Raw genomic sequence first — 14,771 nt, 5'->3', positions numbered from 1 at the left:
CGGCCCAGCCTCGCCCGGCGGGGGCCGCCCTTCCCCACGCATCTGCGGGTGCGCCACGGCGCAGCGCCCGCGACATGTCCTCAAGGAGTTCGCATGAACAGGCCCTCTCGGCCGGAGAGCCGGATCGCCGCGCTGCCCGCTTCGATGCGCGAGGCGCTCGCCCAGCGCCTCGCGGGCCGACAGGACGCATCGGACCGCGGGGTGATTCCCGCCCGTCCCCGTGACGAGACGCTGCCCATGTCCTACGGGCAGCGCAGGCTCTGGTTCATGGAGGACTTCGCCCCGGGCGGCGCCGACTTCCACATGGCGCTGCCGCTCAGGCTCTCGGGCGTCGTGGACGCCGAGGCGCTGCGCACGGCCGCCGGGAAGCTGATGGCGCGCCACGAGGCACTGCACACGACGTTCGACATGGTGGACGGTCGGGGCGTCCAGGTGCTGCGTCCGGACCTGACGCCGCAGTGGTCGGCCGTCGACGTGTCGGACCTGCCGTCGGCGGAGCGCGAGGAGCGGGTCCGCGACCTGGTCCGGAGCGAGATGAACCGTCCGTACGACCTCCGGAACGGACCGCTGGTCCGCGTCCTCCTCGTGACCCTGTCGCCCACGGACCACGTGTGCGTCCTCGGGATGCACCACATGGTCTCCGACGGCTGGTCGATGGGCATCGTGGCCCGCGAATGGGGGGAGCTGTACGCCGCCCAGACGGAGGACCGCGAGGCCCGTCTCCCCGACCTCGCCCTGGGGTACCCGGACTTCGCGGCCTGGCAACGGGAACAGGTCGAGCACGACGGACGGCTGGACGGACAGGTCGAGTGGTGGCGTGAGCGCCTGGACGGCCTGGCCTCGCTGGAGCTGCCCACCGACCGGCCGCGCGGCACGGTCCGGTCCTCGGCCGGCGCCGCCCACTTCTTCGAGATCCCCCAGGCCGTCCACGCCGGAATCCAGGAGCTGGGGCGCGCACGCGGCGCCTCCCTGTTCATGGTCCTGACGGCGGCGGTCAAGGCGGTCCTGGCCCGCTGGTCGGGCCAGGAGGACATCGCGCTCGGCACCTCCTCGTCGGGACGGGCACGGAAGGAGCTGGAGCAGCTCGTCGGGTTCTTCGTCAACACGGTCGTCCTCCGGACGCACGTCGACGCGGACATGTCGTTCGACGCGCTCCTCCAGCGGGTCAAGGAGAACGCGCTCGACGCGTTCGCCCACGCGGACGTGCCGTTCGACCGGCTCGTCGAGGCACTGCGCCCGGACCGGGACACCAGCCGTACACCCCTCGTGCAGGCGGGCATCGTGCTGCACAACACCCCGGCCGACGCCGCCGTCCTTCCCGGTGTCGAGATCACGGAGTACCCGCTCGACCGGGAGACGGCGCAGTGGGACATCACCCTGGACTTCGCCGAACGCGACGGTGCCCTGCTCGGCATGGCCGAGTACAGCACCGCCCTCTTCGACGCGGCGACCGTCGCGCGTCTGTGCGGCCACGTCGTCGCCCTCCTGACGGCGGCCGTCGCGGACCCCGCGCGGTCGGTGGCCGAGCTGCCGATGCTCACGGACGGGGAGTACCGGCAGATCGTCGAGGAGTGGAACGCGGCGGGCTCCGCCCCCGGCCCGGCGACGCCGGTGCACGAGCGCGTCGCCGAGCAGGCCGCGCGGACGCCCGACGCGACGGCGGTGGTCCATGAGAACGGGACGCTGACCTACCGCGAGCTCGACGAGCAGGCCAACCGGCTCGCGCACCTCCTGAGGGCCCGGGGCGCCGCACCCGGCACCCTCGTCGGGCTCTGCGTGGAGCGAGGCGTGGGGATGGCCGTCGGACTGCTCGGCATCCTGAAGGCAGGGGCGGCGTACGTCCCCCTCGACCCGGGGTTCCCTTCCGACCGCCTCACCCACATGCTCCAGGACTCCGGCGCGGAGCTCGTCGTCACGCAGGAGAGCGTCCGGTCCCTCCTCCCGGAGGCCGGCATCACGAGCGTCGCGCTGGACACGGACCGGGACCTCCTGGCGCGGCAGCCCGCCACTGCCCCCGGGGTCGCCACCGCCCCGTCGGACCTGGCCTACGTCATCTACACCTCGGGCTCGCTCGGCGTCCCGAAGGGTGTGGCGGTCGAGCACCGCAACGTGCGGCACATCTGCAACGCCTGGGACGCGCGATACGGCCTCTCCGAGCTGAGGCTGCGCTTCCTGTCGGTCTCCAGCCTCTCCGTGGACCTCTTCTTCGCGGACCTCATCCGGTCCCTCCCCTTCGGCGGCACCCTGATCATCGCCTCCCGGGAGGTGACCACGGAGCCGGCGGCCCTGCTGGACCTCATCGAGCGTACGGGTGCCACCGGCATCGAGATCGTGCCGTCTTTGATGACCGCCGTCGTACGGGAAGTGGAGCTGCGCGGGCGGGAGTTCCCGCCGCTGCGGCTGATATCGGTGGGGTCCGAGGGGTGGCGGGTCGAGGACTGCCACGATCTGCTCCGCGTGGCCGGGGACGGCACCACGATCGTCAACGCCTACGGGGGCACCGAGGCGACGGTGGACTCCACCGTCTTCGTCCCCACGCCCGACACGCTGCGCGACGGAGTGTTCGTTCCCGTCGGGCGCCCTCTGCCGGGCACCCGCGTGTACGTGCTCGACAGCGCGCTGCGGCCCGTCCCGGTGGGCGTTCCCGGCGAGATCTACATCGGCGGCGAAGGCGTCGGCCGGGGCTACCACGGTCGTGACGACCTCACTGCCGAGCGGTTCGTCACCAGCCCCTTCGACCCCGCGGACCGCCTCTACCGGACGGGTGACCGGGCCAGGCTCCTGGCCGGCGGCGACCTGGTCTTCCTCGGCCGGGCCGACGACCAGGTCAAGATCCGCGGATTCCGCGTCGAGCTCGGCGAGGTCGAGAAGGCGCTGCTGACGCACCCGGCCGTCGCCGACGCGGTCGTCACCGCCCGGCACGACCACGCCGATCGGCAGCGTCTCGTGGCCCACCTCGTCGCCGACCGTGAGGTGACGGTCGCGGAGCTGCGCCGCCACCTCCAGGGCCTGCTGCCCGACTACATGGTGCCGGCGCTCTTCATGACGCTCGACGCGCTCCCCCTGACGCCCAGCGGAAAGGTCGACAGGCGGGCACTGCCGGAGCCCGAGACCGACGGGGCCCGGCCTGACGGGGAGTACACCGGGCCACGGAACCGGACCGAGCGGATCCTCGCCGAGCTGTGGGAGGAGGTCCTGGGGATCGAACAGGTCGGGATCCACGACAACTTCTTCGACCACGGCGGCGACTCGATCCTCTCCATCCAGGTCGTCTCGAAGGCGCGTCAGGCAGGCATCGACCTCACGTCGAAGATGCTCTTCCTGCACCAGACCGTCGCCGAACTCGCCGCGGCTGCGCAGCCGGTCGCCGACGCCCCGCGGGCGGTCGCCGAAGGCCCGGCCGAGGGGGCCGTCGGACTCACCCCGATCCAGTGGTGGTTCTTCGACGCGCACCCCGAGGAGCCGGATCACTACGCGATGTCGATCCAGCTGGAGCTGGCCCCGGACGCGGACGCGGACGTGTTGGAGGACGCCCTCCGGGCCGTGGTCTCCCACCACGACGCCCTGCGCATGCGGTTCCGGCGGACGGACGACGGATGGACCCAGGAGTACGGCACCACCGTTCCCGCCGGGTTGCTCGACACGCGTGACCTGTCGGCCCTGGACCCCGCCGCACAAGAGCGGGCCCTGCACGAAGCGGCCCTGGACGCGCAGCGCTCGCACGACCTGGAGAGCGGGGCGCTGGTGAAGGGCGTCCTCCTGCGGCTGGGTGCGGACCGGCCGTCGCGTCTCTTCCTCGCGGTGCACCACCTGGTCATGGACGGCGTCTCGTGGCGCATCGCGCTCACCGACCTGGCCACCGTGTACGAGCAGATCGCCGCGGGACGGAACCCCGACCTGGGGACGAGAAGCAGCAGTTTCCAGCTGTGGTCCCGGCGTCTCACCGATCTCGTCCGGTCCGGTGGGCTCGACCACGAGATCGACCACTGGGCAGCCGTACGACCGGGCGACGCGCCGGCCCTGCCCCGGGACCGCGACGGGGAGAACCTGACGGCGCACGAGCGGACCGTGGAGGTGTGGCTGGGCGCGCAGGAGACCGAGGCGCTGCTCCACCGGATCCCGCCCGTCTACCGGACCCGGATCAACGACCTGCTGGTGAGCGCGCTGGGCCGTGTTCTGGCGCAGTGGACCGGCCGGGACCGCATCGTGATCGGGCTGGAGGGCCACGGTCGTGAGGAGCTCTTCGACGACGTCGACCTGACCCGCACAGTCGGCTGGTTCACCTCCCACTTCCCCGTGGCGCTCACCCTGCCGGAGCGCGGCGGCTGGGACGGCACGATCAAGGCGGTCAAGGAACAGCTGCGCGCCGTGCCCCATCGCGGACTCGGCTACGACGCGCTGCGCTTCCTGTCCCTTCCCGGTACCCCGGGTCACGCGTTGCGCTCCGACAGGCTGCCGGAGATCAGCTTCAACTACATGGGCCAGTGGCAGGGCACCACCCGGGCCGACGGCCTGCTGCGCGACCTCCTGCCGGGACTCGGACGCGACCACGCCTCCGCCCAGGCGCGTCCCTACCTGCTGGACGTCGTCAGCCTGGTCGACGACGGCCGGCTGGGCGTCCACTGGACCTTCTCCGACGGGATCTTCGACCCCGCCACCGTCGAGCGGGTGGCCGCGGAGTTCATCACCGCGCTGCGCGAACTGATCGACCACTGCGCGCGGGACGGGGCCGGCGGGGCCACTCCCTCGGACTTCCCGCTCGCGGGACTCGTCCAGGCGGATGTGGACCGGATCGTCGGCTCCGGGCGGACGGTCGAGGACGTCTACCCGATGACGCCGTCCCAGGCCGGGATGCTCTTCCACTCCCTGGCGAACCCCGAGCACCCCGCGTACTTCGAGCAGATGCTGTTCGACTTCGAGGGCGTGCGCGACCCGGAGCTGCTGGCCCGCGCCTGGCAGGTGGTCAACGACCACCTGGAGATCCTGCGCGGCTCGCTCCTCTGGGACCGGGTGCCCCGGCCGCTCATGGTGATCCACCGGGAGGCCCCGCTGCCCGTGTGCCACCTGGACTGGCGGGACATGGAGGAGGAGGAACGGGAGCACGCGCTCCGGCGGTTCCTGGCCGAGGACCGTGCGGAGGGGCTGGACCTCTCGGCGGCACCGCTGACGCGACTGGCGCTGATACGCACGTCCGACAGCGCGGTCCGCGTCGTGCGCACCTCCCATCACGTGCTGCTGGACGGCTGGAGCGCCTCCCAGCTCCTTGCCGCGCTGTTCACGGCCTATGAGTCGCTGGCGGCGGGCGAGGCCCCTGACCTGCCCTCACGACGCCCGTTCCGCGACTACGTCGCATGGCTGGAGGCCCAGGACCTCGCGCAGGCCGAGACGTACTGGAAGGCGCTGCTGGAGGGGTTCTCCGAGCCGACGCCGCTGCCGTACGACCGGCGGCCCTCCTCGTCGCACCGGGCACGCTCCTCCGCCCGCCTGGTCAAGGGCCTGTCCCCGGCGGCCTCGCAGCAGCTGTTCGCCTATGCGCGGCAGCACCGGGTCACGGTGAACTCGGTGGTGCAGGGAGCCTGGGCGCTGCTCCTCTCGCGGTACTCGGGCGATCGCGACGTGGTGTTCGGCGCGACGGTCTCGGGCCGGCCGGCCGATCTGCCGGGCGTGGACTCCATGGTGGGCATGATGCTCAACACCCAGCCCGTGCGGATCAGGATCGACAGCGGGGGCCCGGTCCCGGCGTGGCTGGAACAGGTGCAGCGGGCCCAGGCCGAGGCACGGCAGTACGAGTACGTCCCCCTGTCGGCGATCCGCAACTGGACCGGTGTCGAAGGCAGCCGCGACCTCTTCGACTCCCTGCTCACATTCGAGAACTTCCCGATGGACAAGGGACGGGAGAGCACGGGGGAGCTCCGGCTCGAGGCCCTGGAGGGCCTGGAGGTGACGAACTTCCCGCTGGTCCTCCGGGCTTTCGCGGACGACACCCTCGACTACTCGCTCGCCTACGACCCGGAGCTGTTCGACGAGTCCACCATCGACCGCCTGGCGGTTCACTTCGAGGCACTGATCGCGGGCATCGTCGCGGATCCGCACACCACGGTCGACCGGATCCCGATGCTGACGGACGCCGAGATCGAGCAGGAGGTCCACGGCTGGAACACGGCGGGCCGCGTGCCGGGGGCGGGGGAGTTCGCCCACGTCCGGTTCGCCCGGTGGGCGGAGCGGACCCCGGACGCCGTCGCCGTCGAGTTCGAAGGGCGGTCCCTGACGTACCGGGAGGTGAACGAGCGGGCGAACCAGCTGGCCCATCACCTCGTCTCCCTCGGAGCGGGGCCGGGCCGCCTCGTGGGCCTCGCCGTCGAGCGCGGCTTCGACATGATCATCGGAACGCTGGGCATCCTCAAGTCCGGTGCCGCCTACGTGCCGCTCGACCCCGCCTACCCGACGGAGCGGCTCGCCTACATGCTGAGCCACTCCGAGGCGCAGGTACTGGTCACCCAGCGTGCCCTGCGGGACCGGCTGCCGGTTTCCGCGGCGCGGGAAGTGGAACTGGACGGTGACTGGCCGACGATCGCCGGCCGGCCGACCTGGCAACCCGATGTCGCCCCCGACGGCGACGACCTGGCCTACGTGATCTACACCTCCGGCTCCACCGGGCTGCCCAAGGGCGTCGCGGTGACCCATGCCTGCGTGGCCAACCTGATGCCGTGGCTGGAACAGACCTACCCCGTGGAGCCCAGCGACAAAATCCTTCTGCGGACCTCCATCAGTTTCGACGTGTCCGTGTGGGAACTGATGCTGTCGGTCCTCTCGGGGGCGACGGCCCACGTCGTCTCCTCGGACGCGTCGAAGGACCCGGCCCACCTGGTGGACGTCATGGACCGGCACGGCATCACGATCGCGCAGTTCGTCCCGTCCCTCCTGGGCGCGGTGCCGCTGGAGCGGAGGCCCCACGCGCTCAGGCGGATCTTCGTCGGCGGCGAACCGCTGCCGAAGTCGCTGGCGGACGAGGTCCGGTCGGCGTGGAACGTGCCCCTGGTGAACAAGTACGGTCCGACCGAGGCGACGATCCAGATCACCGTGGCGGACCACGAGGTGGACGCCGGCGGGGACGAGACCGTTCCCATCGGCGGCCCGATCGCCAACGCCTCGCTGTTCGTCCTGGACCCCGAACTGAGGCCGGTGCCCGTGGGCGTGGCCGGCGAGCTGTACGCGGCAGGGCCCGTCCTGGCCCAGGGGTACCTCCGCCGCCCCGGACTGACCGCGGAACGCTTCGTCGCCTGTCCCTTCGGGGCGCCGGGGGAGCGGATGTACCGCACGGGCGATCTGGTGCGGCGGCGGCCGGACGGCCGGCTCGACTTCATCGGCCGTACGGACCGGCAGGTGAAGATCCGCGGTTTCCGGATCGAGCTCGGCGACATCGAGTCCGCTCTGGACCGGTTGCCGGAAGTGCGGCAGGTCGCGGTGGTGGCCCGCGAGGACGTTCCCGGCGAGCGCCGACTGGTCGCGTACTACACCTCCGAGCGCGTTCTGACCAGTGGGGAACTGCGCTCCGCGCTGGCCAGGTCCCTGCCGGAGTACATGCTGCCGGAGGCGTTCGTCCCTCTGGAGCGCATGCCCCTGTCACCGAACAGCAAGATCGACACGAAGGCGCTGCCGCGGCCCGAAGCCGTGGAGGAGCAGCTGAGCTCCTCCTACGTCGCCCCGCGCAGCGAGACCGAGAGGACCCTCGCCGCGATCTGGGCCGAAGCGCTGCGGGTGGAGCGCGTCGGCATCCACGACGACTTCTTCGAACTGGGCGGCAACTCCATCCTGTCCATCCTGGTCGTGTCCCGCACCCACAAGGCGCTGGGTGTTCAGGTGTCGCCCCGGCTGCTCTTCGACGCGCCGACCATTGCGGAGCTGGCCGGACTCCTGGTTCCCGAGACGACGGAGCTCACGATCCCCAAGGCGTCGCGGGACCGTGAACTGCCGATGTCCTTCGGGCAGCAGCGGTTGTGGTTCCTCCAGGACTTCAACGCGGACAGCACGGAGTACCACTCCTCGGCCGCCATCAGGCTGTCGGGTCGGCTCGACCCCGTCGCCCTGCGCGGCGCCGTGGGCGACCTCGTCGCACGGCACGAGTCGTTCCGCACGACCTTCGACGTCGTCGACGGCAGGGGAGTGCAGATCGTCCACCCGCTCCTGGAGCCGCACTGGAAGGACGCCGACCTGTCCGAGGCGCCCGCCGACGAGCGGGAGGAGCGGCTCCGGGAGCTGATCAGGGCGGAGGCCGGTCGACCGTTCGACCTCGAGAACGGGCCGCTGCTCCGGGTGCTGCTCGCGCGGTGTGCCCCCGAGGAGCACGTCCTGGCCCTCGCCACCCACCACATCGTGACGGACGGCTGGTCGACCGGGATCATCACCGAGGAGCTCGGCGCACTGTACGCCGGCCGCGTCCGGGGCACAGCCGCGGAGCTGCCCGAGGTCCCCGTCCAGTACGCGGACTTCGCCGTCTGGCAGCGTGACCGCTTCGAGGACGGCGGCCTCCTGGCCGAACAGCTCGACTGGTGGCGGGAGCAGCTGCGGGACGTCGCTCCGCTGGAACTGCCCCTGGACCGCCCGCGCCCGCCGGTACGGTCCACCGACGGGGCGGCGTACCGCTTCGAGCTGCCCGGATCACTGGTCGCGCGGATCAAGGAGGTGGCCCGCGCGCAGGAGGCGACGCTGTTCATGGCCCTGACCGCGGCGGTCAAGACGGTCTTCGCCGCCTACTCAGGGCAGCAGGACATCGCCGTGGGAACGGCCACCGCGGGTCGCGGCCACGCCGGCCTGGAACGTCTGGTGGGCTTCCTGGTGAACACGGTGGTACTGCGTTCGCACATCGATCCCGACGTGTCGTTCAACGAGCTCCTCGGCCGGATGCGGACGACGGTCCTCGACGCCTTCGCCCATGAGGAGGTGCCGTTCGAGCAGGTGGTGGAGGCGGTCCGGCGCGAGCGTGACACCAGCCGCACCCCGCTGTTCCAGGTCATGGTCGTCATGCAGGACCTGCTCGGCTCCGAACCGGAGCTTCCCGGCCTGCGCGCGTCGGTCGTGGACCTGCCGCGCGAGGCGGCCCTGTACGACCTCACCCTCGAGTTCGAGGAGCACGAGGGCGGAGTACGGGCCCTCGTGGAGTACAGCACCGGTCTGTTCGACGCGGAGACGATCGCCCGGTTCGCCGAGCACCTGCGGACGCTGCTGGAAGTCGCCGTGGTGGATCCGGAACGGGCCGTCTCCAGGCTTCCGCTGCTCCCGGACGACGAGTTCGAGAAGGTCGTCCACCTGTGGAACCGGACGGGCGATGTCCCCGCTCCCGACGGGACCCTCCACGACCTGATCGCCGCTCGGGCCGCCGCGACGCCGGACTCCGTCGCGGTCGTGCACGGCGACGTCACGCTGACATACCGGGAACTGGACGAGCGGGCCAACCAGCTCGCCCACCACCTGATCGCCCTGGGCGCAGGACCCGGCGTCCTCGTCGGGCTCTCCGCCGAGCGGGGGGCGCAGCTCGTGGTCGGTCTCCTCGGCATCCTCAAGTCCGGCTCCGCCTACGTGCCGCTGGACCCGGCCTATCCCGCGGACCGGCTGCGGCACATGGTGCGCGACTCCGGGGTGAAGGTGCTGGTCACCCACCGGGGTGACGAGGGGCGGCTCCCCTCGGCCGAAGCCGTGGTGGTGGACCTGGAGCACGACCGGGCCGCTCTCGCCGGCCTTCCCACCCACGCGCCGGAGGTGACGGTCGACAGCACGGACCTCGCCTACGTGATCTACACCTCCGGGTCCACCGGTCGTCCCAAGGGCGTGGCCGTGGAACACCGCTCCGTGCTCAACCTGCTGGCGAACTGCTCGGATCTGTACCGGTTCGACGAGCGGGACGCGTGGACGGTCTTCCACTCGTACGCGTTCGACTTCTCGGTCTGGGAACTGTGGGGAGCCCTGCTCACCGGGGGCCGTGCGGTCATCGTCCCGCAGGACGTGGCACGCGATCCCGAGGCGATGTGGGCCCTGCTGCGCGACGAGGGCGTCACGATCCTCAGCCAGACCCCCACGGCGTTCCGCGAGCTGGTGTCGTCGGCCGGCGAAGCGCTTCCCGCACTGCGCTGGGTGGTCTTCGGCGGCGAGGCGCTGGAGGCCAAGCACCTCGCTCCCTGGTTCGACCGCTTCGGGTCCACCGGCACCCGGCTGATGAACATGTACGGCATCACCGAGACCACCGTCCACGTGACCTACCAGGAGATCCTTCCCGGGCATCTGGCCGCAGGGCGACGGATCCCGATGGGCCGGCCCCTGCCGAGCTACCGGGTGCTGCTGCTCGACGCGGCGGGCAGGCCGGTGCCCATCGGTGTGCCCGGCGAGATCCACGTGGCGGGTGCCGGGCTCGCCCGCGGCTATCTGAACGAGCCGGAGCTGACCGCCGCACGCTATCCGTCCAACCCCTTCGGCGCGGCGGGCGAGCGCATGTACCGCTCCGGCGACATCGCCCGGTGGCGAGCGGACGGCACCCTGGAATACCTGGGCAGGGTGGACGACCAGGTCAAGATCCGCGGCTTCCGCATTGAGCTGGGCGAGATCGAGGCGGCGCTGTTGCGTCACGTCGACATCCGTGAGGCGGTCGTGGTCGCCCACCAGGAGGACGACGGCCACCGCCGGCTGGTCGCCCACCTCGTGACCGATCGGGAACTGCAGACGGCGGTGGTACGAGAGCACCTCTCCGCCTGGCTGCCGGAGCACATGATCCCCGCGGTCTTCGTCACGCTGGACCGGCTTCCGCTCTCGCCGACCGGCAAGGTCGACCGGCGCGCCCTGCCCTCCCCGCGGACGGTGGAGGCGACGGGCACCGACCACGTCGCCCCCCGGACAGGGACGGAGAAGCTCCTGGCGGAGATCTGGACCGAGGTCCTGGGCGTCGGGGACGTGGGCGTCCACGACAACTTCTTCGACCTCGGCGGAGACTCGATCCTCTCGATCCAGCTCACTTCGCGCGTCCGGCAGGCCGGACTCCCCATGACGTCCAAGCCCCTGTTCCTGCACCAGACGATCGCGGGTCTGGCCGAGACGCTGGAGAAGGCTCCGGCGGAGGACCCCATGACCGGACGGCCGGCAGAGGAGGTGCGAGGAGCGGTCGAACTCACCCCGATCCAGAAGTGGTTCTTCGCCGAGCACCCGATCGCCCCCGATCACCACGCCATGTCCCTACGGCTCGAACTGGCCCCCGGAACCGACAGCGGGATCCTCGCCAGGGCCCTCGCCGAGGTGGTCGCCCGGCACGACGCCCTGCGGATGCGCTACACCTTCACCCCGGACGGGTGGAGCCAGGAGTACGGGGACAGCCCGGAAGACCTGCTCACGGTGCGCGACCTCACCGGCGTGGATCCCGCGCGACAGGACGCCGCGCTCTCCGAGGCGGCACTGGAGGCGCAGCAGGCACTCGACCTGGCCGCGGGCACGATGGTCAAGGGCGTCCTCTTCCACTGGGGCGGGGGTCGGCCGCCGCAGCTGTTCCTGGCCGTCCACCACCTGGTGACGGACGGAGTGTCGTGGCGCATCCTCCTGGAGGACCTGAGCGCCGTGTACGAGCAGCTCGCCCAGGGCGGACCCGTCGACGCGGGCCTCCGCACCAGCAGCTACCAGGACTGGGCCCAGCGCCTGGCCGACCACGTCCGCTCCGGTGGTCTCGACGACGAAGTGGACTACTGGAAGGGCGTCTCCGGACATCGCGCCATCCCCCGGGACGGCACGGCACCGCACACGGCCGGCAGCGCGGAGACGGTCTCGGTCCGCCTGGGGAGCGAGGAGACCGAAGCCCTGCTCAAGCGGGTCCCCGGGGTGTTCCGGACCCAGATCAACGACGTTCTGCTCGCGGCCCTGGGGCGGACGCTCGGCTCCTGGGCGGGTGGTCCGGTGGCGGTGGCCCTCGAAGGGCACGGCAGGGAGGAGCTCTTCGAGGGCATCGACCTGACCCGCACCGTCGGCTGGTTCACCACGATCCACCCCGTCATCCTCGACGTGCCCGACGGGGACTGGGCCACCGCCCTCCGCGGGACCAGGCGGCAGTTGCGGTCGATCCCGGGCCGCGGCCTCGGGTACGGCGCGCTGCGCTACCTGTCCCCGGCGGAGGGACCGGGGCGCGTTCTGGCGGACCAGGAGCTTCCGCGGATCAGCTTCAACTACCTCGGCCAGTGGGACCCCTCGGGTTCCGAGAGCGGTCTCGTCCGCCGCGAGCTGGACGGCCTGGGCCGTGACCGGCACCCGGACCAGCCCCGGCCCCACCTGATCGACATCGTGGCGGCCGTCACCGACGGCGAGCTGCGCGTCGACTGGATCCACTCCGCTGCGAACCACCACACCTCCACCGTCGAGCGTTTGGCGCAGGAATTCCTCCTGGGCCTGCGACAGGTCATCGCGCAGGCCCTCCGTGACTGAAAGGACGAATGTTCCAGTGGCTCGCTACACCCTGACCCCGGCGGAGTCGGCCGATGTCGGCGATCTCGCCGACCGGTTCCTCGCCACCCGCCAGACCTGGGACCCCCTGCGGGACGTCGACGAGGTCCGCACCTGGGCCGAGGAGCTTCCGCCCGGCCTGAGGAAGGCTCTGGTCGCCGGCCGCTCGGCCGAGGCCCCCGTCATCTCGGTGGCGAACCTGCCGCTCAGCGATGACCTCGTCGCCACCCCACCCGGCTGGGAGATCGCCGAGAAGGAGGGAGCGGCGATCCGGGAGGAGGTGGTCCTCCTGCTGCTCGCCTCGGTCCTCGGCGACCCCTTCGGCTGGGCGAACCAGCAGAACGGCCGGCTCGTCCACGACGTGTGCCCGGCCAAGGGGAAGGAGAACTCTCTCACCAGTGCCAGCAGCAAGACCCAGCTCGCCCTGCACACGGAGGACGTGTTCCACGCCTGCCGCGGTGACTACGTGGCACTGCTGTGCCTGCGCAACCCGGACCAGGTGGGAACCACGGTGGCCGGCCTCGACGCGTCGGCCCTCCCGGACGCGGTGCGGGAGGTGCTCCAGCAGGACCGGTTCCGCTTCTTCCCCGACGACTCGCACGAGACGGCACCGCGGTACGCGGACGGGCGCCCGGTGGCGAGGGAGGAGCGTGAGCACGAGACCGCCTCGGTGCTCTTCGGTCCCCTGGACACCCCCTACCTCCGCATGGACGAGGACTTCACCAGCCCCGTCCCCGGGGACCGGGAGGCCGGCGCGGCGATGCGGCAATGCGCGGAGAAGCTGGCGGAATCCGCCGAGCGCGTCGTGCTCAGCCCGGGCGAGGCGGTCTTCCTGGACAACTACCAGGTGGTGCACGGCCGGGACCTGTTCACGCCCCGCTACGACGGCACGGACAGGTGGCTGAAGCGCACCAGCATGGTGCGGGACCTGCGGCGCACCTATGTGCACACGCGTTCGCGGTCGAGGATCCTCGGCTGATCAGGGCGAACCGCCCCCACCTGTCACCCACTGCCGAAGGAGAAGAGCCGCTGTGACCCGCCCGCTCGCCGGAAAGCGAGACTTCACCCTCTTGTGGGTGGGCCAGACGTTCAGCGAGTTCGCCTACAGCACGTCGCTGCTCGCTCTGCCGCTGATCGTCCTGACGGTGACGGGATCGCCGTCGCAGGCCGGTTTCATCGGGTTCGTGGACGCCGTGACGATGGTGCTGGCCGGGCTGCCGGCCGGCGCCGTCGCGGACCGGTACGACCGGCGCGCCGTGATGCTGTGGAGCCAGGCCGGCCTGGTGCTCGTCTTCGCCGGGGCGTCAGCGGCTCTGTGGGCGGGAGCGGCCTCCTTCGGCGTCCTGGTGGCTTTCGCCGTGGCGAACGGCGCCCTCACGGCGCTGCTCTTCACCACGGCGTCGGCGGTGGTCCCCTCCCTGGTGCCGAAGGAGGAGCTGTCGGGCGCGGTGGCCGCGAACGCGGCACGCACCTACGCCGGACAGCTCCTGGGCACCTCGGCCGGCGGCTTCCTGCAGTCCCTGCGGAACGCCCTTCCCTTCGCGCTGGGAGCCGTGATGCACGCCGTCGGCCTGGTGACGCTCCTGTTCCTCAGGCCGCGGCCGCCCGTTTCCCGGGAGCGGCCTCGGGGGAAGGCGGGACAGGAGCTGTGGGAAGGGGTCCGCTGGATCGCCGGGCAACCGTTTCTCCGCCTCGGCCTCATGTACGCGACCATCGCCAACTTCGCCTATGGAACGGTCTACTTCATCGTCATCGCGTCGGCGAAGCAGAGCGGCATGGACTCGGGTCTCATCGGCCTGATGGCCGCCCTCCTCGGTGTGGGCGGACTGCTCGGCGCGCTCGTGTCGCCGAAGCTCCTGCGCCTCCTGACCGGCTCGCGCCCCGTCTTCGTCGTGCTGTGGCTGTTCGGCGTCCTCACGTGCGGAATCGCCCTGCTGCCGGGTCGGTTCACTCCCGGGGTGCTTCTCGGGGTGGCCGCGTTCGCCGCTCCCACGGCCAGCGCGTACTTCACCACGCACCAGTTGCTCCTGACGCCGGACAGCCACCGGGGCCGGGTGATGAGCGTGTCCCAGGTGGCCGGGAGCAGCGCCGCGGCCGCGCCCCTGGTGGGCGGGGTCGCCTACGACCTGGCCGGACGAGCGCCGAGCCTCCTCGCGTGCGCGGCGGTTCTCGTCGTCACCGCGCTCTCCGCCGTACTCAGCCCCGTCATGCGGAAACCTCCGCACGGCGCCGTCGGGGCCGACGGAGAGGGGGAGAAGGACCCCGAATCGTCCGGCCTGGTGCAGACGTAGGAACGTTCCGGTGCC

Annotated in this window: 3 protein-coding genes; all 3 read left to right on the top strand. The window is 71.5% G+C overall.

Annotated features, from left to right (window positions below; translation table 11 throughout):
* The first annotated feature begins 93 nt into the window (after window positions 1-93).
* Window positions 94-12,447, top strand: a complete 12,354-nt coding sequence (locus ABZ318_RS00330) for an amino acid adenylation domain-containing protein (protein WP_356900239.1) — start codon at window positions 94-96, stop codon at window positions 12,445-12,447.
* A gap of 16 nt (window positions 12,448-12,463) precedes the next feature.
* On the top strand, window positions 12,464-13,444 hold the full coding sequence (locus ABZ318_RS00325) for a TauD/TfdA family dioxygenase (RefSeq protein ID WP_356900238.1): 981 nt from the start codon (window positions 12,464-12,466) through the stop codon (window positions 13,442-13,444).
* A gap of 97 nt (window positions 13,445-13,541) precedes the next feature.
* Complete coding sequence (locus tag ABZ318_RS00320; protein WP_356900237.1) at window positions 13,542-14,756, top strand: MFS transporter; 1,215 nt, start codon at window positions 13,542-13,544, stop codon at window positions 14,754-14,756.
* Window positions 14,757-14,771 lie beyond the last annotated feature (15 nt).

Origin of the sequence: Streptomyces sp. NPDC006197 (genome assembly GCF_040613865.1) — a bacterium.
GTDB lineage: Bacteria > Actinomycetota > Actinomycetes > Streptomycetales > Streptomycetaceae > Streptomyces.
This window is presented reverse-complemented; position numbering and strand designations above follow the sequence as displayed.